Annotated in this window: 18 protein-coding genes; 7 read left to right on the top strand and 11 right to left on the bottom strand. The window is 66.3% G+C overall.

Going from position 1 to position 21,752, the window contains the following annotated elements; translation table 11 throughout:
- Positions 1 to 3 precede the first annotated feature (3 nt).
- The 4 genes from IFU40_RS15975 to IFU40_RS16935 are packed head-to-tail and all read right to left on the bottom strand — an operon-like array spanning position 4 to position 4,433.
- Positions 4 to 1,233 (bottom strand): hypothetical protein, encoded by a 1,230-nt coding sequence (locus tag IFU40_RS15975; protein WP_191926954.1) that lies wholly within the window; start codon positions 1,231 to 1,233, stop codon positions 4 to 6.
- Positions 1,214 to 2,644, bottom strand: a complete 1,431-nt coding sequence (locus IFU40_RS15970; protein WP_191926953.1) for a hypothetical protein — start codon at positions 2,642 to 2,644, stop codon at positions 1,214 to 1,216. Before IFU40_RS15970 ends, IFU40_RS15975 begins: the two co-directional genes overlap by 20 nt.
- Positions 2,641 to 3,714, bottom strand: a complete 1,074-nt coding sequence (locus IFU40_RS15965) for a glycosyltransferase (RefSeq protein ID WP_191926952.1) — start codon at positions 3,712 to 3,714, stop codon at positions 2,641 to 2,643. Before IFU40_RS15965 ends, IFU40_RS15970 begins: the two co-directional genes overlap by 4 nt.
- Positions 3,715 to 3,731: 17 nt before the next feature.
- Positions 3,732 to 4,433 (bottom strand): acyltransferase, encoded by a 702-nt coding sequence (locus IFU40_RS16935; protein ID WP_191926951.1) that lies wholly within the window; start codon positions 4,431 to 4,433, stop codon positions 3,732 to 3,734.
- Between the two features lie 484 nt (positions 4,434 to 4,917).
- Here IFU40_RS16935 and IFU40_RS15955 point away from each other — a divergent pair, with 484 nt between their 5' ends.
- On the top strand, positions 4,918 to 6,573 hold the full coding sequence (locus IFU40_RS15955) for a DUF4012 domain-containing protein (RefSeq protein WP_191926950.1): 1,656 nt from the start codon (positions 4,918 to 4,920) through the stop codon (positions 6,571 to 6,573).
- A gap of 52 nt (positions 6,574 to 6,625) precedes the next feature.
- Here the strand turns inward: IFU40_RS15955 and IFU40_RS15950 are convergent, their stop codons facing one another.
- Both IFU40_RS15950 and IFU40_RS15945 read right to left on the bottom strand, forming a co-directional pair.
- Positions 6,626 to 6,910 (bottom strand): hypothetical protein, encoded by a 285-nt coding sequence (locus IFU40_RS15950; RefSeq protein WP_055935979.1) that lies wholly within the window; start codon positions 6,908 to 6,910, stop codon positions 6,626 to 6,628.
- Positions 6,907 to 7,389 carry a GtrA family protein gene (locus IFU40_RS15945; RefSeq protein ID WP_055935984.1) on the bottom strand — a complete coding sequence of 161 codons (483 nt, stop codon included), beginning with the start codon at positions 7,387 to 7,389 and terminating at the stop codon, positions 6,907 to 6,909. The genes IFU40_RS15950 and IFU40_RS15945 overlap by 4 nt, the downstream gene beginning before the upstream one ends.
- Positions 7,390 to 7,451: 62 nt before the next feature.
- Between IFU40_RS15945 and IFU40_RS15940 the strand changes: the two genes are divergently transcribed.
- From IFU40_RS15940 to IFU40_RS15930, 3 genes are read left to right on the top strand one after another with little or no spacing between them, the layout of a single operon-like run.
- Positions 7,452 to 8,231, top strand: a complete 780-nt coding sequence (locus IFU40_RS15940; protein WP_191926949.1) for a glycosyltransferase — start codon at positions 7,452 to 7,454, stop codon at positions 8,229 to 8,231.
- 1 nt (position 8,232) lies between these two features.
- Positions 8,233 to 8,709, top strand: a complete 477-nt coding sequence (locus IFU40_RS15935) for a VanZ family protein (RefSeq protein ID WP_191926948.1) — start codon at positions 8,233 to 8,235, stop codon at positions 8,707 to 8,709.
- The gene (locus tag IFU40_RS15930; protein WP_191926947.1) at positions 8,706 to 10,244 is read left to right on the top strand and encodes a hypothetical protein; all 1,539 of its coding nucleotides are present in this window, start codon (positions 8,706 to 8,708) and stop codon (positions 10,242 to 10,244) included. The genes IFU40_RS15935 and IFU40_RS15930 overlap by 4 nt, the downstream gene beginning before the upstream one ends.
- A 39-nt stretch (positions 10,245 to 10,283) precedes the next feature.
- On the opposite strand, the gene IFU40_RS15925 is transcribed toward IFU40_RS15930, so the two are convergent.
- On the bottom strand, positions 10,284 to 10,889 hold the full coding sequence (locus tag IFU40_RS15925; RefSeq protein WP_055935995.1) for an arsenate reductase/protein-tyrosine-phosphatase family protein: 606 nt from the start codon (positions 10,887 to 10,889) through the stop codon (positions 10,284 to 10,286).
- Positions 10,886 to 12,310 carry a polysaccharide biosynthesis tyrosine autokinase gene (locus IFU40_RS15920; RefSeq protein WP_191926946.1) on the bottom strand — a complete coding sequence of 475 codons (1,425 nt, stop codon included), beginning with the start codon at positions 12,308 to 12,310 and terminating at the stop codon, positions 10,886 to 10,888. Before IFU40_RS15920 ends, IFU40_RS15925 begins: the two co-directional genes overlap by 4 nt.
- Positions 12,311 to 12,753: 443 nt before the next feature.
- Here IFU40_RS15920 and IFU40_RS15915 point away from each other — a divergent pair, with 443 nt between their 5' ends.
- From IFU40_RS15915 to IFU40_RS15905, 3 genes are all read left to right on the top strand, one after another.
- A complete protein-coding gene (locus IFU40_RS15915) occupies positions 12,754 to 13,851 on the top strand; it encodes a hypothetical protein (RefSeq protein WP_191926945.1) in 1,098 nt (365 codons plus the stop codon).
- Between the two features lie 80 nt (positions 13,852 to 13,931).
- The gene (locus IFU40_RS15910) at positions 13,932 to 15,728 is read left to right on the top strand and encodes a DUF4012 domain-containing protein (RefSeq protein ID WP_191926944.1); all 1,797 of its coding nucleotides are present in this window, start codon (positions 13,932 to 13,934) and stop codon (positions 15,726 to 15,728) included.
- Positions 15,729 to 15,838: 110 nt separating this feature from the next.
- Complete coding sequence (locus IFU40_RS15905; RefSeq protein WP_162239389.1) at positions 15,839 to 16,780, top strand: nitroreductase family protein; 942 nt, start codon at positions 15,839 to 15,841, stop codon at positions 16,778 to 16,780.
- A gap of 11 nt (positions 16,781 to 16,791) precedes the next feature.
- On the opposite strand, the gene IFU40_RS15900 is transcribed toward IFU40_RS15905, so the two are convergent.
- The 3 genes from IFU40_RS15900 to IFU40_RS17285 all read right to left on the bottom strand — a co-directional run bounded on the left by IFU40_RS15900 (position 16,792) and on the right by IFU40_RS17285 (position 21,702).
- Complete coding sequence (locus IFU40_RS15900; RefSeq protein ID WP_191926943.1) at positions 16,792 to 18,549, bottom strand: hypothetical protein; 1,758 nt, start codon at positions 18,547 to 18,549, stop codon at positions 16,792 to 16,794.
- A 401-nt stretch (positions 18,550 to 18,950) separates the two neighbouring features.
- On the bottom strand, positions 18,951 to 20,396 hold the full coding sequence (locus IFU40_RS15895; RefSeq protein WP_055936014.1) for a lipopolysaccharide biosynthesis protein: 1,446 nt from the start codon (positions 20,394 to 20,396) through the stop codon (positions 18,951 to 18,953).
- Positions 20,397 to 20,424: 28 nt separating this feature from the next.
- Entirely contained in the window at positions 20,425 to 21,702 is a 1,278-nt protein-coding gene (locus IFU40_RS17285; RefSeq protein ID WP_191926942.1) for an O-antigen ligase family protein, read from the bottom strand.
- Positions 21,703 to 21,752: the final 50 nt, after the last annotated feature.

Raw genomic sequence — 21,752 nt, 5'->3', positions numbered from 1 at the left:
GGCTCAGCGTCCGCGGAGCACCGGTACGGCGGTGACCGACAGCGCACCCAGCACGGCGAGCTGCACCGCGGCGACACCCGCGGCCGCGCCCGCGACGCCGAGCGTCGATGCGCCGATGAGCACCGCGGGCACGATCAGCACCGCGCCGACGCACACCGCGGCGAGGTAGGCGCCGTCGCGCCCCGCGGGCAGCACGACGCACATGCCGAGGGCCGTGGCGATCGTCATCGCCGCCAACGCGATCCCGCCGAAGAGGGCGGTGAGTGACGAGATCTCGAATCCCGGGCCCAGCACGATGGGCGTGGCCCACGGGACGACGAGGGCGAAGCCTGCGCCGAGCGCGATCGCGAGCAGGGCGTGCAGGCCGACGGCGCGGCGCATGCGGCGGAGCCCTGCCTCGCCGGTGGCCGACGAGACCCACCCCTGGAACGAGCCGGTGATCATGTAGACCCCGATGTAGCCGTACTTCAGCACGCGGTCGAACGGGGCGAAACCGATGGCCGCGGGCGCGCCGGCGATACCGAGCGTCGAGAGGGGCGCCGTCTCAGAGAACGTCAGCAGCCCGGCGGCCAGCGCCGTGCGCCAGCCCCCACGGTAGGCCGCTCGCGCGTCGGCGATCGCCGCACGCGTCGAGAAGCGTTCACGCAGTCCGATGAGCCACGTGGCGACGAGGAACGCCGCGAGCGTGCCGACGAGCAGCACCGCCGGGTAGAGCAGAGGGATGCCGGTGGCCAGCGCCGCGATCGCTCCGGCGAGGTTGAGCACGATCCGGGGGACCGCGTCGAACACGAGCGCCAGGAGCGGCCGACCGACCCCGACGGCGTACCAGCTGAGCGACAGGCCCTGCAGCGAGAACGCCAGCGCCGAGACGATCGCGAGCGCGTGATCGTCGGCGTGGCTGGCCAGGGCGGCGGCGACGGCGACGAGGGGCAGAACGACGAGGCTGTTCGCCCCGCGCACGACGATGCTCGCGCGGAAGACCCGCGAGGGGTGCGCGGACCGCGCCGCCTCGACCGGGCCGCGCACGGCCCACCCGAAGGTGATGAGGGTGGCTGCGAGCGTCCCCAGGGCCTGCCCGATGGCGATCTCGGCGAAGCCGGTGGGGCCGGCGGCGCGCGTGATGAGCGGGAGGGCGATGAGGGGCGAGATCGCCGACATCGCCGACACGGCCGTCAGCAGGGCGACGCTGCGGGCCCGGTGGGGCCGCGGCGCCTCAGACGCGGCCGAAGACACGGCCGGGTTCGCGCGCGTCTCCGCGCCCACTGTCACGTGAGTCGTTGCGCTCGTCGTCACCGAGGGGGCGCAGGATCACCGCGATGAGGATCCAGGTGATCGCGAACCAGAACATGCTCGTGAGCGTCGCCGACAGCAGATACGAGGCCAAGAGACCCGCGGCCACGGGTTTGCGTTCGCGGGGGACGCAGACGAACACGGTCACGAAGAGGGCGACCAACAGGCCCAGGCCCACGACCCCGCCGTCGTAGAGCACCTGCACGGGCAACATGATGATGTGCCCGCTGATGCCCGGGGTGCCCGGCTGCTCGTGTCGCAGCCCGAAGGTGTTCGTGCCGTTGCCGAACCACAGGTTGACGCCGTGCATCTCCTGCGCCGCGAGGCGGGCGACCTCGAGGCGGAAGCCGATCGTGCCGCCCTGGAAGTCGACGTCGCCGATCTTGTTCTGCTGTTCGGGGTTCGTGGGGTCGGGTTCGCGCGTGGGCGCGGGAGAGGGGGTCACCTCGTCGACCGGCGTCGCGGAGACGGATGCCGTGGGGCTCGCCGACGGGGGCAGAGTGCGGTCGGCGGGCTCGGTGCCGCCGAGGGCCGCGATGATGCCGTACGTGACGACCAGCGTCACGACCAGCACCCCGGCCGGGAGCACGCGGGTGAGGCGCTCGCGCCAGGCGGAGCGGAGCGAGAACACCGTGAACAGGACGAAGACGCCCAGACCCAGCACCAGGCTGAACACCGCGGTGCGCGTCTGCGAGGCGACGAGGCCGAGCGGCACGGCGATCGCGATGGCCGCGGTCTCCCACCGGCCGATCCCGCGTCGGGTGATCGTCAGCAGGGTCCAGAAGATCAGGATCGAGGCGTAGATGTTCGCCTCGATGGCCGTGAGGCGCGAGACGTAGACCTCGTACAACCAGTCGAAGTCGGTGCCGAGGGCGATCTGCCCGCGGGTGACGTTGGCGACGACGTAGGCGGCGAAGCCGACGAGAGCCCACGGTGCCACCGAGATGCGCCCGAGACGTGCCGCGAGGTCCGCGCCTTCGGCGAGAGCCATCATCGAGACGAGCAGCAGCAGGTCGATGACGAGCCAGATGAGGATCGACGCGCTCCACGTCAGGCTCGGCGAGAACACGAGCGTGGTCACGACGTTCCACGCCACGAACGCGGCGTACACGAGCGGCACGGGGTGACGGAGTGCGCGGAGGAACGCTCCGCGCAGCATCGGGTGCACCAGCATCCACGCCGCGAGCGCCAGCGGAACGACCTGCTCCACGCGTACGCGGAACCCGACGATCTCGGCGTCGTAGCGTCCGAGGAACGAGCTCACGACGACCGCGCCGATGAGGATGAGCGTGATGAGTCGCGTCCGAGCGCTGAGGCTCGGGCGGGCGTAGGCGAGGGCGGGGGAGAAGGTCATGAGCGGGGGACCAGATCCCAGAGTTCCGCACGAATACGGCGGTCGAACGTGTCGCGAGCGAAGAGTCGTTCGAACCGCTCGCGGGCTGCCGCTGCGGCGACTCGGATACTCGTCTCGTCGAGAGCGTCGAGGGCGTCCGCCCAGGCCTGGGCATCGCCCGGTGTCACCAGCAAGGGGCTCTCTCCCACGATCTCGCGGAGACCGCCGGCGTCGCTCACCAGCAACGCGCGCCCTGCCCCGAGCGCCTCGATCGCGATGGTCGGCAGGGGGTCGGGCAGCACACTCGGGACGACCACGACGTGTGCGGCGTCGAGGTGCGAGCGCACATCGGCCGTCCGCCCGACAACGGTGATCTGCGAACGCCGCGGAGACTCCCTCACGAGCTCGGGCACGTCGACAGCCTCCCCGATGGGCGGGGCGTCACCGAGGATCTCGAGCGTCATATCTGTGCGCTTCATGCGGCTGAATGCGTCGAGGAACACACGGTGTCCCTTCCACGCGTTCCATCGGCTTGCGATGACCACGCGGATGCCACCCGTGAACGGCGGGAGATCGGTCGGCGGTGCCGTGTCGAAGCCGTTGTGCACGACGGTCGTTCGTCCACGAAGGTGGGAGGGCAGCGCCCGCGCGACAGCGGAGCTGACGGCGATGATGTGGTGCGCGTAGCGCAGGAACGGGATGACGGAGCGGGAACGGGCGTCGATGTGCTCGTGCAGGTGCAGCACCACCCGCGCACCGGCGAGGCGTGCCGGCGGCGCCACCAGCGCAGAGGCCGCAGTGTTGACGTAGACCAGTGAGGGGCGCGCGGCGAGCAGGCGGAGCCCGGTGCTCACCGCCCGTCCGGCCAGGCCGAGCAGGCGAGTCGGGCGGAGGTATGCGCGACGCATGATCGGGAGCGGGAGATGTCGCACCTGGATGCCATGTTCCTCGAGCGTCCGCGAGAGCTCGCGCTCGGGATAGTCGATGTCGGTCGGCAGCCAGACCTCGAGATCCAGATCGTCGGGGACGGTGCGCAGCACCTCGAGGAGAACCCGATCGGCGCCGTACATCTCGTCGGACGGGTGAACCACGATTGCGCGACCGCGACTCACTGGCTGCTCCGGCTCTTCAGCTCCCGGGCGGGGATGCCACCGAAAACGGCCCCGGGCGGAACGTCGCGGGTCACGACGGCCCCGGCGGCCACGACAGCGCCGTCGCCGATCGTCACGCCCGACGTGATGGTCACGCCGCTGGCGATCCAGCAGCCGGAACCGATGGTGATCGGAGCCCATTCCACGCCTTGCGACTTCACATCGAGCGACGGGTCGCTCATCACGTGGTCTTCGGCGAAGACCCGGACGCCGGGACCGAGCATCGTCTTCTCGCCGATGATCACCCCTCCGGAGCACCCGATGTAGCAACCGGGGGAAAGACTGCTCCCATCGCCCATGACGAGCCCCACGCCGATGGCGCGTGAGTAGTAGCTGCTGGGACGGATCAGCGTGCCCGTGCCGATCGAGACGCGGTCACCGAGCCGGATTCCGTCGCGGCTGAGCCCTTGAATCTCGGCGAAGTCCTCGACGATGAGATCCGAGCCGACGTGCACGAGGTGGGGGTTGCGCACACGAACCCCGCGGCCGATCAGGGGGAGGCCGCGTGCCGTCCCGAGGCGTGGACGCAGAAGCGCGCCGCGCGCCGCCATCGGGCCGACCTTGCCGGCGAGCTGGGTGCTGACGATCCTCCAGCGGTCGCTGTCGGCGCTACTCAGCCGCTCGCGCTGTTCGCCGACGATCTTGTGAAGAAATCCCATTATTCAGCGAGTCCTATTGCGAGACGGTCGATGACGGAGGGCGTCCGGATGTCGAGAAACACGTCGCGTTCCCACGTAACGCCGGACTCGGTACCTCTTGCCCGCTTCCGAACCCCCCTGTGCAGTATTGCTGCAACTGCAACGGGAGTCTGGGATCTTACCGAGAGGCGGCTCGTTCCGGGGGTCACCCAATGCGTGAAGTTCCGCACGCGTCCCCCGTCATTTCCCGGGCTGGCTCGACGTCTCCGGGCAAAGGCCGATCGTCGTTCCCGGTAAGGCTGCAACCCAACTCAGGTAGCATACCGATCGCGCGACAGGTGCCCGTCGCGCCCGACGCCGGATGACCGACTCGCGGCGTGATCGGATGAAAATGTCACGTCTTGCCACTCGCCGTCTTCGACCCCGTACGGTCGCTTGGCTTTGTCTCGGTGCGCTCAGCGCGGTTCTTGTCGCTCTCGCCGCGGCGGTGTCATTCGGTGGTTTCGTGGCGCAGAAAGAGCTGCGTGCGGCCGTACCCATCGTTTCGAAGATGCAGGATCAGTTCGGTTCTGACGACCGGGCGGGGCTCGCCACGTCGATGAACGAGTTGCAGGGGCACGCTGCGGCCGCGCGAGGTGCCGCTGACACCCCGCTGTGGTGGGTTGCCGAGCAGGCCCCTTTCATCGGGCCCTCACTGCACGCCATTCGCGAGTCGACGGTCGCCGTGGACGAGCTCGCCCAAGGCGTGCTGCCCGCTCTGATCGACGTCGATCCGGCACTCCTCCGGCCGGCGGGTGGCGCATTCGACGTCGCCGCCCTGTCCGCGCTTGCCGGCCCCGTTTCGCAGGCCGCCGACTCAGGCGAGCTCGCGGCCGATGCCCTTTCGGGCATTGATCTCGCGAACACCCCTGGGATGCTCCGCGGCCCGCTCTCGCAGCTCACCGGCGCCGTGGGAGCGTTGCAGCCGGCGCTCTCTCGTGCGAATGACCTGATGCCGCATCTGCCGTCGATCATGGGCGAGGACGGTGCGAAGAACTATCTGCTGCTCGTGCAGAACAATGCCGAGGCTCGCGGAACGGGAGGAATTCCGGCCTCCATCGTTCAACTTCGATTCGACGGCGGGAAGATGGACATCGTCCAGCAGGCGACGAGTCGGAGTTTCACGAACAAGCGCGAGACCCCCATTGTCCCGCTCGACGACGAGGTCGTGAAACTCTTCGACGACAAGGTCGGACGCTGGTCGCAGGACATGACCTCAACACCAGACTTCGCCCTGTCGGCCAAACTTGCCGAGGCCTATTGGGCCGAGTCCTTCGGGACCCCGGTGGACGGGGTTATGTCTATCGACCCTGTCGCCCTGTCGTACGTTCTCGGCGCGACAGGACCGGTCAAGCTTCAAACTGGCGACGAGCTCACGAAAGCGAATGCTGTTCAGACTCTGCTGAGCGACGTCTACGCCAGGTATCCGAAGAATGCCGACCAGGACGAGTTCTTCGCCGCCGCTGCGGTTGAGATCTTCGATGCTGTCTCGTCGGGCGATTTCAAGCCGGTCGCCTTCGCTCAGGCGATTGTGCAGGCGGTCGACGAGAACCGCGTGTACTTCTACCCGTTCGACGCTGCGACGAGGGACGCCTTCTCCGGCTCACGTCTGCTCGGGCCCCTGCCCACCGACGGGCCGGGCACGGGTACGACGCTTGGAGTCTTCGTGAACGATCTGACTCAATCGAAGTTGAACTTCTACACGTCGATGGCGGCCGAGGTTCAGGTGGATCGCTGTTCCTCTACGCCCAGCTTCACCACTGTGATCACTTTCGCGAACACGCTCGACCAAGCGACGGCGGACGGGCTGGTTCCCTACGTCGACACGGCGAGCAGATACGACAAGGGAACCACAGGCACAGACGTGCAGTTCTACGGACCAAATGGAGCGCGGTTCGTGAACGCTGCTCTCGACGGGGTGGATGTCTCGATCACAACAGGCGAGCACTTGGGCCGGCCTGTGGGACGCATGTGGATCGTGAATCCCATGGGTTCTCAGCACACCCTCGCGGTGAAGTTCGAAGGAAGTCCCGGAGACGCAAGTACCTCCGACGTGGCACTTGTCCACACTCCGATGGTGAACCCCGTGAGCACCCGTATCGTGGAGGTCCCCTGCGGCTGAGCGCGTCACGTGGGTCGGGGGCGGCCGTCCCGGTCGTTGCGCTTCGTCTGCCTCAGAGTGCGGCGAATAGGTACGCGTATCCCGCGAGCAGGCCGAGGTTCATCAGGCCACCGATCGGCGCGAGTACACCGGGCGAACCACGGCGGAGGATGACGGCGACCACGGCGAGCACCAGCCCCAGCACGGCACCGGCCGCGCTCAGCGCGAGTGTGCTGGTCAGCGGGATCGTTTCGACGAAGGCCGCCCACAGGCGTGCCACCACCGCCAGCTGCACGCCGATCGAGGCGAGGGCGGCGAGCAGCGATAGGGTTCCGAGCACTCGGGGGGCGGTCTTCACGCGCCGAGCCTACCGGAGGGCTCTTCCGCGACCGGAATCGTGCGGGCGGGCGGGAAGACCACGAAGTGGTAGAGGACGAAGCGCACGACGGTGACCCCGGCGATCGAGACGAGGTTGACGAGGTTGAGCCCGATCGGACCGGCATCCCCGTAGATCGCCTCCAACGCCTGCGCTCCAGCCCACACCGCTGCTGCGCCGAGACCCGTGCAGACGGCGTTCACGAGGAGGAAGCGCACCATCTGGCGCCCGGCCCCGGTGCGGGAACGGGAACGGAAAGCCCACTCCCGGTTGCCCACGTAGGCGTTGACGAGGGCGATGAGGGAAGCGATGACCTTCGCGGCCACCGGACCGACACCCGCGAGCAGCAGCAGATTGAACGCCGCGATCTCGATCCCGGTGCTGATGGCGCCCACGATCAGGAACCGCACGGACAGAGCGCCCGCGCGCCGAAGATTCTTGGTGCGCCCCACGAGTGTCATACGCTACATGTTCGGGGGAGTAGCCGGGTGAATTCATCCCGGAGGAATGCGGGGATGCCAGGGTGCAGGCGCAAGATCACGTCGCGGTCGTGATACCGGCGTTCAACGAGGCCGAGGCGCTTCCGTCCTTCCTCGCAGAGATCCGCGCCTCGTTCGCGGCCGTCGGCCGTTCTGTCACGCTGATCGTCGTGGACGACGCATCGACCGATGACACGAGCGAGGCTGGATCTGCCTTCGCCGACGTCGTTCGTTCTCCCATCAACCGCGGCCACGGGCCGACCGCCCTCGCCGCCTACGGCGAGGGCCTGCGCAGCGGCGCCGGGGTGATCGTGCACGTCGACGGCGACGGTCAGTTCTATGGCGACGACATCGCGCGAGTCGCGACGGCTCTCGACCGCTCGCGGCATGACGTCGTCCACGGAGTGCGGCGAGGACGCACCGACCCCTGGTTCCGCCGCTGCCTGAGTGCCCTCGTGCGTTTCGCCGTCCTCATCCTCTGCGGTCGTTCCGTCCCCGACGTCAACACCCCGCTGCGGGCTTACCACCCCGACATCCTCGCGCGGCTGGTCGACGGCGTTCCCGCTGACGCTCTCGTCCCGCACGTGCACTTCTCCATCGCGGAAGCGCGGGACCGGCTCCGCGTGGGCTATGTCGCCGTTGCCAGCATCCCCCGCCGAGGCGCGGTCGCGCAGGGGACCATGTGGGGAGCCGGACGTGCGCGTGCGATACTTCCTCCTCGCCGGCTCGTGCGTTTCGCCGGACGGGCCCTCGCCGAGCTCTGGCGCATCGATATCGTCGGCTCCCGTCGAATCTCTCAGCCTTCCACGTCGGTCCGCGGTTGACATGCGGTTGCTGATCGCCGCTACGGGCCTGGGGTTGTGTCTCGCCGTGGTCCTCATGGCGACCTTGTCGCCCACCCCCATCGACCAAGGTTACGAGTCGGCCATTGAGCGAGTGCTCTCGGTTCTGCATCGCAACGGCGTGCCGGGGTGGTTCGGGTACCGCTGGTTCGAGTTCTCGGCGAATGTGCTGATCTTCGTGCCAGTGGGGTTCTTTCTTGCTCTCGTGTTCCCCACCCGATTCCTCTGGTTGTCGGTTCCGGTCATCCCGGCACTGTCGGGCTCGCTCGAGCTGGCGCAGTATTTCGTTCTGCCCGCACGCTTCGCGACCGTCAACGACGTCATCGCGAACTCGCTGGGGGGCTGGTTCGGGGTCGCCGGTGCCGCGATCGTCGTCGTCGCTGTCCACGTCCGTGACCGTCGGATCATCCGAGCGTGGCGGGAACAGAATGTGATCGGCGCACGAGGACCGGTCGCGTGACCCGGTTCATCTCGCGCCCAGGCCTCCTCGCCGCGGCATCCGCTCTGCTCGTCAGCATCGTCGCGTACATGCCGATGGTCCTCAGCGGGCACATCACGCGCGACTCCGGGGTCTTCCTCTATACGGGAATGGTCGTCTCGCGCGGGGGAATGCCCTATGCCGACTCCTGGGATCACAAGGGCCCGTTGCTCGCGGCCATCGAAGCCGTGGCCTGGCGACTGGGTGGAGGGATCGTCGGCGCTCCGATTCTCGAGGGAGTGCTGCTCTTCCTGGGACTGGCGTTCGCGGGCATCCTGTGGTCGCGAATGATCGGATTCGCGGCAGCTCCGGTCGTGCTCATCACCGGTCTCACCTACCTCGGTGTGTTCGAGGGCGGCAACTTCACCGAGACGTGGCTGTTCCCCTTCCAGCTCGTCGCGTACACGGCGGCCGCTTACGTCGCACTCCGGTCTGGACGGGATGCTTCGTCGCGTGCCACCGCCTTGGTCGGCCTCCTGCTCGGTTCAGCCCTTGCCGTCGGCCTCTTCACCCGCATGAACAACGTCGTGGGGCTGGTACTCGTTGTCGTGGCCGGTGCTTTGCTCTTGCGGCGTCGTCTCGTCTTCGTGGCGATCATCGTCGCCGTCATCTCGCTCGTCGGTGCCTGCCTCACTCTTTGGTTATGGACGGGCGACGCCCTTCGCGCCGGTGTCGACCAGTACGTGCGTTACAACTTTTTCTACTCCGGGGGCGCGGGTGGCGGCGACCGGCTGACGGCGTTCGGAACGCTGGCGCAGATGCTCGTTTCGGGAGCCGTCGTGACAACGGCGCTCGTGGTCGTCGGTGCGTGGTTTGTCCGTCGACGGGGAACGGATGCCGAGTCCCGACCGGGCGTCTTCGTCGTCGCCCTGTTCGTGGCAGTCGGCGGAGCGGACGCGCTGTCGCAGATGCTGTCTGGTCGGCCTTACCCGCACTACCTCGTCGTCGCTATCGCCGGCTTCGCGGTAGTCGTCGTGGTGGCCGGTTCGCATCTCGCTCCCCTCGCCATCATGCGATCCACGCTTGTTCGGCACCGCCTGCCGTGTGTCTGGCGGACGGTGATCGCCGCAGGAGTCGTTCTGCTGGTCTTGGCGAGTTCCTCGGCCGCGACGTTGCAGGGCGCGCGCGTGGTCACCGGTGCGGGAGTGTTCGTCGCCGGTTCCTACCAGGCGCAGCTCGTCGAGCGGGTGAAGGCCGAGACGAGTCCGGACGATCGGGTACTGGTCCACGGCGCCGAGACCTGGATTCTGGCTGCCACAGAACGACTGTCGCCCACCGCCATCACCTATTCGCTCCCGGTGGAGCAGGGGTACGGTGGGCTCCCCGCGCAATACCTGTCCGACGTGATGTCGTTCCCGCCGGCCCTCATCGTTGAGTCGCCGAGCTCGTGCGGGATCTCCATCGAGTGCGTGCAGGACGAGGCCAATTTCACGGGACTGGCTCCGTTCGTCGCTTCGTCATACACGCTGGAAGGCGATATCGCCGGGTTCCGTTTCTGGCGCCGCAACGCAGATTGACCCGAGCCACGGGGCCCGGGCCAATCTGCGTTGCGGCGCTCAGCGCGAGGTTGCTGCGTGCGCTGCGGCGGTGAGGTAGGACGCCACGCGTGCCGCTGCCGGCGCGAGTTCCGCATAAGAGCGTGCGTACGTCTCGTCTGACCGTCGGTAAGGGTCGACGATGTCGAACTCGTCGGGGCTCGCCGGCGGCTGCACTGTTCCGCGCAGGGCCGCTGCCAGAGCCACGCCGGCCCGCATTCCATCCTCGGCGGTCGTAGCCCCCGCATCCGCGACCGCCTGCGCGAGGCGCGGCTCGAGGGCGTCTGCGATCCGCGCCAGCTCACGCAATGTGAAGGCTCGACGCATTGCGGCGGGCACCGACTCGACGATGATGCGTCGGTGTTCACGCGACATGGCCACGACGAGGTCTGTCCCGCGGATCATGCCGGCGTCGATCTGACGCGCGCGGTGAGACGACGCATCCACGCCCCCGGCTGCCGCAAGTCGCTGTGCCTGCTCGGGGACGCCGCTCCCGACCAGCGCACCGGTGCCCGCACTTTCGACGCGGACGGCGGCGATAGGTGACAGGGCGTGTGCGAGAAGCAGCTCAGCGACCGGGGATCGGCAGATATTGCCGGTGCACACCGACAGGATCGAGAAGGTCACTTCTCGTCCGCCTGATTCCGGCGCGACCTGCGTTCGCCCTTCACCGACGCGGCGGTCTCATCGGGTGCGCTGTACGAGTACGCACCGTATCCGTAGCTGTCCGGACCCTTCGACGGCAGCATGGTGACGATGACGCCGAAGAGACGACTTCCGATCGCCTGCAACTTATCGACCGCCGCCGTCAGCTGCGGCTTCTTGGTCGTGCCCGACGCGGCGACCATCAGCACGCCGCTGGTGAAGCGAGAGATGACGGCGGCGTCGGTGACGAGCAGCAGCGGCGGAGCGTCGACCAAGACGTAGTCGAATGCATCGGCGAGGGCCTCGAGAGTCCGCTGCATGGCCTGGCTGCCGAGAAGCTCGGAAGGGTTGGGAGGCGTCCGGCCCGAGGGAAGGACGAAGAGTTTGCCGGTGCCCCACTGCTGAAGGACGTCCACCAGCTCGGCGCGTCCGATGAGCACATCGGTCAGCCCTACGCCGCCCTCGATTCCCATGTAGTCGGCAACGCGAGGGAGACGCAGGTCGCCGTCGACGAGGACCACTCGGGCACCCGTCTCCGCGAGCGCGATTGCCAGGTTCGCCGTTGTCGTGGACTTACCCTCGCCGGGCCCGGCGCTGGAGACAACGAATGACCGAGAGGTTCCGTCGACATCGATGAATTGAAGGTTCGTACGGAGGCTGCGGAAAGACTCCGCACGAGGGTTGCGCGGATCCGCGTGGACGATGAGTGGACGCTTTTTGGCATCCGGGTCCAGTGCGATACCTCCGAGAACCGGGGCTTCCGTTGCGGCCTCAATGTCATGCAGAGAGTGGATGCGGGTGTCGAGAACCGATCGCAAGAGGGCCACGCCGAGGCCGAGGGCCAGGCCAAGAACCACACCCACGGCAATGTTGAGCGCGGTGTGGGGCGCAGCCGGCGACGTCGGGACGAGAGCCGGTTCGATTGTCTCGACACGAACAAGGCTCGTGGCTTCGCCTTCCGGCTTCTCCAGCTGATTGACCACGACGTTCGCGAAGTTCGTGCCGACCGAATTTGCGATGGCGGCGGCGAGCTCAGCGTCGGTATTGGTCACCTTCACCGAGATGATGACCGAGTTGAGAGGTGAAGACGCCTCGACCGATCGGGCAAGCTGCTGAGGCGTCGTGTCGAGGTTGAGGTCGTCGACGACTCGATCCAAGACGACGGCGCTGTCCACGACGTCGACGAAGCTCACCACGGCTTGACGAGCGAAGTTCGTTCCTTGCGCCAGCTCACTGACCCCAGAGCTATCCGAGCGCACCGACACATAGAGCTGGGTGTTCGCTTCGTACGAGGGCGTCTGGAGCAGCGAGTACCCGAAGGCTCCGGCCCCTCCGAGAATTGTCAGTGCAAGGATGAGAATCCAGTTGCGGTGAAGGATTCTGAGATAGTCGCGCAGTTCCAAGCCTCGTCCATTCGCCGGTGGGGAGATGAGCGGGTGCCCGGAGGATACGCACGGATTCTCGGGCTATTCTGTCCCGGAGCAATCCGCGCCGTATCCGGCGCCCCCTCGACTACCCTACGACATTCGCAGAACGGCGCCGGAGATGGCGCCCGGGAGACGCCATGACCGATCTCAGAACGCTCTTCGGGCCCGACGCGGACTCCGAACGAAACGCTCGACCGGCGGGGGAATCATCCACCGACACGGCGTCGCTTCGTGCATTAGTTGGAGCGCCCACGACGGCGGCGCAGTCGCCGCTAAACGACCGGTCCATAGGTCTGAGGGCATTGGTGGGCGATTCTGAGGCTCCGCACGACGAGAGCACGGCGTCGGAGTTGGCCGCACTTGTAGGAGGGACTCGTGCGGGGGCGCGGCCGTCCATCAAGACGGACCTTTCCTCTCTCGTGGGCTCGGGCGGCGTCGCCGCCGAAGGGTCAGGCTGGCAGGCGCCGGAGCTTGCGCAGGTCGGTAAGCGCCCGATGTTCGGTGGCCGTCGCAAAGCGGGCGCCGTCAATTACCTGAGCGTTGCTGCCGCGGTGATTGCGATCGTTGCCCTTGTGGGGACGGCATCGTTCGCCGTCATCCAGCGAGCGACGGCGAATCCGGCCGACGACGCGATGGTGAGTCTCCGAGAGCGCGAGGCGGAGCTTGCGAATGAGACCAAGACGTTGCAGACGGCGGCTGATTTGTTCAACGCATCCGTTTCGGAGGCGGCCAGCCTCGGTCAGGCCAGTGGGTCCGTCTTCATCTCGCTGCAAGGGCGCGTGGATGCGGCGCCACTCGCGACGGCCGAGGCCTCGCGGCTGAATCTGCTTCAGGTGGCAGCAGCAGCAGAGCCGGTGTCGATGCCGACCTATCAGCGCGGCTCCATCGATGAGAAGGACCTCGCGGACGTCGGAGAGGCGATTGATGGCGTGCGGCTCTCTCGCGAGTCACTGCCCCCTCTAGTGACGCAGGCGCGGGAGGCCCGATCCACGGTGACCGCCGCCCTGAACGCGTTCCGTGGTGAGCTGTCCAACCTCGGCTCAGCCATCGAGTCCGAGGCTGCGAAAGCCGTGACGGTCAACGACTCCGCATCGCAGAGCTTCCGTGCCGCGGTCACCGATGCAGCGGCGCGTGTCAAGGCGGCGCAGCAGGCCGGCGGCGACGGACTGGCGGAGATGCCGGTCTACGCGGCGGCGCTCGACGCGCTCCGCACCGAGAATGCGCGCATCGTGGCCCTCGAGCAGGCGGAGAGGGATGCGGCACCCACGACTCCCCGTAACCCCGGAAGCGGGTCGAACACCGGTGGCGGAACGAACTCGGGTGGCGGTTCGAACACGGGTGGTGGAAACCAGGGCGGCTCCCCGGATACGGGTACCAATCCCGACCCGGCGCCGTCTCAGCCCGCGCCGGATCCGGATCCGGAGCCGGTCCCCGACCCGACGGAGTCAGAAGAGCCCCCCATCATCATCGATCCTGAGCCCGCCCCGTCCGGCACCGTCCCGGGTGCCACCTCATGACGGACGCACACGACACGCCATCGAGGCGTCGGCGTCGCGTCGACGTGGAGCCCGAAGCGGCGACTTCCGGGCGTGGACGCGTGGCGGCAGCCATCGCGGGCTGGACTCTCGGGGCCCTCGGCTTCGCCGTCTGCGCGACCGCCGCGGTCGCCCTCGCCTTCGCTCATCAAGCGGGCGTCGTCCGCACCGACCTTCTCGGCGCCCAGGCCAAGCTCTCGTTCGTCCCGCAGATCGTCGCCAATCGCGACATCGCGGGCCTCAATCAGGTCTCGAACGAAGTGCTCGAGCAGACGAACCGCGCGGATGCCAATTCCTCCGGCCCGCTGTGGGATCTGGCATCCTCGATTCCCCTCGTCAAAGACAACACCGAGGCGGTGCAGAGCCTCACCGCCATGACCCGCGAACTGACCGGGCGCGCCCTGCCGCCGACGGTCGCCCTGCTGTCGGCGTCGGACTTCTCGTCGCTCGCGGTCGAGGGCGGTGGCATCAACCTCGAACCGTTCCGCCAGGCCGAGGGTGCGCTTCCCGAGATCACCGCGGCGTTCACCGACGCCAAGGTCGTCACCGACGGCATCGACCGCACCAATCTGCTCCCGATCGTCACCGAACCCCTCGATCAGGTCGCCCAGATCGTCGACCAGGCGGCACCGTCGCTCACTCTCGTGCAGAAGTACCTGCCGTCACTTCTGGCTGCGGCGGGCGGCGGCGGACCCAAGACGTACCTCGTGTTGTTCCAGAACAACGCCGAGATCCGCGCCACCGGCGGAAACCCCGCGGCGTCGAGCGTGATGGTCGTCGACAACGGACGCATCGAGCTCAAGGAACAGTCGGACTCGATGGCGTTCTACGCGGCCGGGCAGGCGGGGCGCTCGGCGCTCGACCTCCCCGAGAGCACGCTGGCGCTGTACCCCGACACCTTCACGCGCTACTCGCAGGACTTCACGTTCACGCCCGATTTCCCGACCACCGCGCGTCTTTTCGAATCGCTGTGGGATCGCACCGACGGCTCGCAGTTCGATGGCGTGATCTCGATCGACCCCGTCGTGCTCGCTCACATGCTCGAGGTGCTGGGCCCCGTCGATCTGCCCACCGGCGAGCAGATCACGGCCGAGAACGCGGTTAAGCTCGTGCTCAGCGACGCCTATCAGCGTTACGGCGACGCGGGTGACAACGGGCGCTCGTCCGACGAGTTCTTCGCCTCGGTGTCGTCGACGGTGTTCTCCCGCCTGTCGGGGGGACAGTGGAACCCCATCGCGATGTTCGACCAGCTCACGCGCAGCGCTCAGGAGCAGCGCATCAACCTCTGGTTCACCGACGAGCAGGCACAGGCTCTCGTGACGGAGGTCGGTCTCGACGGCGGTCTGCGTACGGACAACGCCGCCTCGACGCAGGTGGGCATCTACCTGAACGACTTCTCGGTCAGCAAGCTCGAGTACCACCTCGCCACCGAGGTGTTCGCGAGCTGCAACGCCGCGGATCGCACCGTCAACGTCTCGATGAACCTGCGCAACAGCATCACGGATGACATCACCAACGCCTACACGCTGGGTGCGCGTAACGGCACCTACGGTCTGCCGCGGACGACGATGATGCTCGACACGCTGTTCTTCGCGCCTCCGGGTGCCACCATCACCGCGATGGACCCCTCCGACGGTGACATCCCGTCGCTGTCGCGCAGCGGCACCGAGAACGGCAACACCGGTGAGAGCCGGATGGTGACGCTCGGCCAGAACCAGACGCGCACCGTGTCGTACACGGTGCAGCTCCCGGGCGGACCGCTCGGCCCGCTCGACCTTCGTCACACGCCGACGGCGAGTGATACACCGGTGACGGTCGACGCGTCGTGCGACCCGTTCCTGGCGGGTTTCGCGAGCTGACCAGCAATCGTCCGTGCCGCCGGGATGCCAGAGCGTATGGTGGTCGGAGTCGTCGGGTGCGGCTGGTCGTTCTTATGCGCGACAGCTCCTCATTGAAATGTAAGGAAGACATGCCTTCGTTGAAGAAAATCGCGCCGCGTGCGTTGCGCCGATCGTTGAAGCAACTCAAGGTGCGTCTCGATGTTCGCCGGGAGTTCGCTTCGGATCGGCGAAGGTACCTGGCCTCAATGCTTCCCGATGACAAATCCGTCGGCGCAACTCTTTCAGGTATGAATCTGGAAGCGCAGATCACAAAGGATTACCACCGCATCGAGAAGGGGCTCGCGCTCCAGTCTCCGCGCCGCCCGTTCGGCGTTGAGGTGCAGAGGCGACTGGAGCGGCTGATTCCATTGGCGGATCAGACCGCGCCGTTCGTTCAGCATGCGCGAAGCGCGCTCGCCGCTCTTCAAGACTGGAACACCGGTGGAGGGGTTGCGGACGAGATCAGCCCCGTCCGAGACACGTCGCTTGCGCCGCCGCTCCCCGACCCCGCGTCTTTCTTCGCCACACGCCACAGCGTGCGAGATTTCTCCTCACGCGTCGTAGAACCGGCCGTGCTCGAACGCGCCGTCGAGCTTGCGCTCTACTCACCCTCGGTCTGCAATCGGCAGAGTTGGCGCATCCATATCCGCCACGGGGAGCAGGCCCACGAAGTACTCGGGTTCCAGAATGGCAGTGCAGGTTTTCGCGACATCGTTCCCTCCGTCGCCGTGATCACGGTAGACGCACGCGCATTCGCTGGTGCGAAAGAGCGTAATCAAGGATGGATCGACGGCGGGATCTTCGCCATGTCATTCGTGTGGGCTCTGCACGCACTCGGCTTGGACTCGTGCATGCTCAACATGAGCGTGCCCACCGCCAAAGCCGATGCTTTGCGGCGCCACCTCGGTGCGGATCAATCGGAACTGATCATCATGATGGTCGCGATCGGATACGGCAGCGAAGGTCACCGCCGAGCCCGATCCCCACGGCGTGACGTCTCCGCAGTGATCGAGGAACGGCGGGCTGGCTAGCGGCAGCAGGCCTAGCTCGCGCGAACCCAGCCTCCGGTGGTCCACGCAAGCGTGACCGACCGACCAGGTTGGAGGATTCGTTCCGACTCGTCCGTGAGGACAAGGCGGGCTGATGCGTCGTCGCTCAGACGCAGTACCCCGCTCTCGGCAGCGCACATGAGCGTCACTAGCTGAGAATTGCGTCTGGGGCGTCCCATTACGACGGACATCGGTGCACGGTTGTCGGACTGAAGCTCCACCAACAGATGAGGATCCGTCGCTCTCCACAGCTGTGGCATCTGGGCGCTCAGGTCACCTCTAAAGCTGTACGCCGCCGACGATTCGACGGGCGTAGTGGGGCTGGCCGGTTGAGTTTCCCACTGGAGTGCGCTGCGGTCATCGACCGCTCCGAGTCCGCTCCGGGGCAGGCCGGAGAAAGAGACCGCCTGCAGACCGACTGTTGGAGGGGAGCCGGTGAAGATCGTTTCCGCCTGCGCGAGAGCGGACGCGCTCATCGTCACGGATACATTTCGCAGAACGATCTGTGCGTTTCGATCGGTACCAGTCGTTGACGCCACCGGTGACCACTTCGCGGAGACATCCGCGCGGAGAACGCAGTTCTCGATCTGCACGTCTGAGGCTTCGTTCTGCACGAAACTGGATCCCTCTTTGTCGCCACTCACGAGGATGGTCGCCCCCGTCATGACAATGGTGGCGTTCCTCGCGCGGACCCCGTTGCGTGCTCCGTCGACCGTGACGCCGGTCACAGTAAGCACGGGGCGCATTTCCAACTCCCCAGCATTCGGATGACCGGTCGGATGGATATCGGCTGCCACGGCGGCTCCGCGGATTGACCGCGCGGTGAACGCCTGCACCACATGACCGAAAGATTGTCCTCCGCGCTTCGCCTCGGTGAAGGCGCGGACACCCATGCCGATGTTCTGGGCCGAGCACCCGATGACACGGTGATTTCGTCCGCGCAGAGAAAATGCGGCAACGTCATCGCCGCCGGCGCTCGCAGTGCAGCCCGAGAACGTGGTCGCTTCACTTGCGTGGTGAGTGTCGAACCCCGCACGCGAGGGCGCCACGGCGTTGCAATCAACAATCGTGTTGCCGTACGAACTGCCGTACCCGTGAGGATTCGTGCTATTCCGGGGGATCGCTGGAGTGTCATCCGTGTAGGCGTGCCGGGCGTGCCGAACGGTACTGTCCTGTACCGTGCCGAACTCGCTGCAGTTATCGAGGACTCCGTACCCGAGCCGGTGGGGTGCGTCGTCTTCCGCGAAAGACACATCGAGCCGTGCGACGTTGAACGCGTAGCAACTCTTCAGATGGACGACTGGTCCGTGTGCGCTAACGCATCGGATGTCTTCTACGAGCGGTGCGAGGAGCCCCGCCAGGTACATCATCGACGCACCGACGACCTTTGCTGAGGGGGATCTACCCTCCAGCGTGAATCCTCTGATTTGTGCCGTTCGACGGCTGGTTTCGACGACCCTCGCGTTGTCAGAATACTTCCCACGAAGAGGCGCAGTCGTCGTGATCTCGTTTCCTCCGCTTGACGCGACGATCGCGTACTCGCCCATCCGCGAGGAGCGACCGTCGGACGGAGTACGAGATCCGGGTATCGAGTCGTTGGAAAAGACTTTGATGAGCGTGCCCGGCGCCCAACTGACGCTACCGTCGACCACGATCTTGGAGGTTGGTCCGGCCGCGCCGTCGCTCCTCGCAGTCGTACCGAAAGATGTGACGGTCAGCGGCGTCGGCCAGCCCGCCTTCACCGAAATCACCGGTGACGCCCCCGTCTGAATGAGAGTGACCCCGTACCCCGAGAGCCGGAAGGACTCGGTGTCCGCAGTAATAGGGCTGCTCAGCAGGTAAGAGCCGGGGGCGATGACCGCCTCCCATCCGGGCGGAACGGAACTGAGAGCCTCGGTGAGGGCTCGCCCGCATTCTCGCCGTCCGGTCGGATCGATTCCCGGATGGCTGTCGGAAGATATGAGAACGGAATTACCGGCTGAGCCGGACCCCGGGGTGGGAATGGGTGGCCGGGCCGCCAGATTCTCTCGGATGGTGCGGTCGAGGAGGACAGCACCGCCAGCCGCGACCACCCCGCCAGCCAGGAGCTCACGGCGGCTCGGGGAGGCGGGGCGAGGGTCAAGATGGCCCGATTCGCCACCCGCCCGCGATGTCACCGCCGGACCCGCTTGGCCATTCGGAGCACGTCCGCGACGTCTCGTCTGATGCTCGGGATGGCGATGTATGCAAGGACGAGGACGGCGCCCATTGTCGGCACGATGGCGAGAATCTGCCACCAGGGCTCGAGGTTCCACGTCAACCAGATGACGGGCGCAGCGATCAGCAGCATTGCTGTGTACAGAGTCATGGGACGAATCGCCGCCACCACGAGTGGCCGCGGCGCGAGACCCGCCTTAGGCATCGCTCGGAACGTCAGAATCACCCAGTTGAGGAGCAGTCCCGCTGTCATACCGATCGCAACCCCGAATGCACCCCAAGGAACCCCGGCGAACATGAGTGCGATCATGAAGCTTCGGGACAGGAGCGTGTACCTCAGCTGCATACCGGTGAGTGCCCTGGACAAGAACACCCAAAAGTAGACGTAGCCGAGAGTTTGAAAGACGCCACCAATGGCGAGTACCGCGAACAGGCCCTTCGTCTCGTCCCAATCCGGCCCGAGAACGATCTCGACGAGTGGGGAGCACAAAGCCGTGGCCGCGAAGAACACTCCGCCGATGACATACATCTGCAGGAGTTGTGCTTGACGGACGTATCGCTGGAAGGTGGCGTCGTCTTCGATCTTCGAGAGCACGGGAAATGCGACCCTCGTCATCGGCGCGGCGAGCTGCTGCAGGGGCAATCGGTACAGCTGATAGGCCCGACTGTAGAGGCCCAGCTGTTCGACGCCCCAGAACCGGCCGATGAGCACGGAGTCGATGTTGTTGCTCGCGTAGGTGATGAGCTGCACACCGAGGTTGTTCACGCCGAAACTCACGAGAGGTCGGATACTGGCCTTCCTTGAGGGCCAGGTCGGCGTCCATCGCGAGGCCACCCACAACATCACGAGGAGCAGGAAGGCCGACAGAACCTGCTGGAGAACCAGGGCCCAGTATGTTGACCCCAGTAGGGCGGCCACGATCGCTGCGCTGAAGGAAAGAAGTTGAGCCACGACGTCGGCGATGGCCATAGCTTTGAATCTGAGCGCCTTCGACGCTTCGGCTCGGAACTGAGCGGTCACCGCGTAGAGCAGGAACACGACAGAAAGAACCTGGGCCACGGGGACCAGTTCCGGCCGGCCGTAGAACCAGGAGATGGGGTAGGCGGCGAAGAACACCACCACAGACACCACGAGGCCTACGGCGGTGTTCAGCCAGAACAGGTTCGATTTCTGCTGGTGGGATATCTCTCGCGCCTGGATCGCCGCAGACGAGAGCCCGAAGTCTGCCAGCAGGAGGGCGAGCCCCGTGATGGCGGTGACGAGGGCAACAGTTCCGTAATCCCCGGGGGTCAAGAGCCTGGCGAGGATCATCAGCGCGCCGAACTGGATGGCGAACCTCAAGAACTGAGCCAGCAGTGATTGCGCGGCGCCTCGAGCAGCGGCACCTGCGAGCGAGGTCATGCGACGAGGGTCATTCCTGGCTTGTAGGTCATGCCACTACCGCCCGTGCACCGGGGGCGCCGGCGGATTGGCTGGAAACGAACGGGGCGCCGCCGATACCAGAAACGTTCTGTCGCCGGAGCATCCCAAAACTGAACCCCATGCACAGGAACCAGATCATAAAGATCGACCCGTTCATCAGGCCCCATCCGGTGACGGCAGTGACGAGAGTGCCTGCGGCTGCGGCGATCGCGCCGCGGCCCCAAGCCCCTCTTTCGTCTAGGCGTCGCATGTGCCGGAGGCTGAGGACAAGGAGACAGATGGCGGGCAAGAAGAAGAAGAGTGTGGTCGGTATGCCGAGCTCGGTGGTCTCGAGCAGGAAGACGTTGTGCACACGCCATCCTTGCGCGGTCAAGTTATCAGTTTGGCCGACAACGGGAATGTAATTCCCGGGACCGACGCCCAGCCAAGGGTTCTTCGAGATGGCCTCCAGAGCCACGTCAGTGAAGTGCTGACGTGCGCCACCCTCAGGGTCGCCTGTGAAGCGGTCGATGATGGTGCCGGAGAAGATCAGAGCCCCGGCCAGGACGACTGCAGGTACGACGAATCGGGATGCGCGCGCAGAGCGGGCGGGCATGATGATGAACCACACGAGGAGTGCAAGGAGGTAGCCGACGAAGTTGGCCCTGCTCTCCGAGAGCCCCACTGGGACGAGCGCTATCAGAACGGCGAAGTATGCGAGCCTTCGAGTTCGACGGGTCGTCGCGGTCGTAAGTGGGAGGAGGATCGCCATGAAAAGGATCATGACCTTGCCCACGGTCCCCGGGTGACTGAAGGTTCCGCTCGCGCGGCCACCCTCGAGTTCCGCCGTCCGACCCTCGAGCGCGAAGATCGGCACACCACTCGCCTGCAGCACAGTCACGACTACCTGGAACAAGATCACGGCGGTCAGCGCCAGAATCAGCACAGTCTCCTGACGTGTGCCAGGGACGTAATGCTTGGCGAAGTAGTGGCCGATCGCCCACGCGGCGACGCCGACCAGGAGATAGACAACGTTCGTCGCGAGTTGCGGACTGTGTTCCCACTCGAAGATCACGCCGATGGTGAGCAACGTGACGAACGGCACGAAGAGCAGGAAGTTGGGGCGGCCGCTCGCGACAAAGCCCACAACCAGCACTGCCAGAATGGCAACGTCGTATGTCTGGGCCGGCACCCCGAAGATCTCGATGCCAAGAGAGCGCGGCACGAGTGTCATCGCGAAGACGACCCCGATCAACGCCGTCGCCCACCAGCGCAGCGTCCCCAGCATCACGATGAAAACGACCACTGCTAATAATCCGAGAAGGAGAGTCGGCACGATGATCCCTCCCACTCGTC

Origin of the sequence: Microbacterium sp. CFBP 13617, assembly GCF_014839445.1 — a bacterium.
Classification (GTDB): domain Bacteria; phylum Actinomycetota; class Actinomycetes; order Actinomycetales; family Microbacteriaceae; genus Microbacterium.
This window is presented reverse-complemented; position numbering and strand designations above follow the sequence as displayed.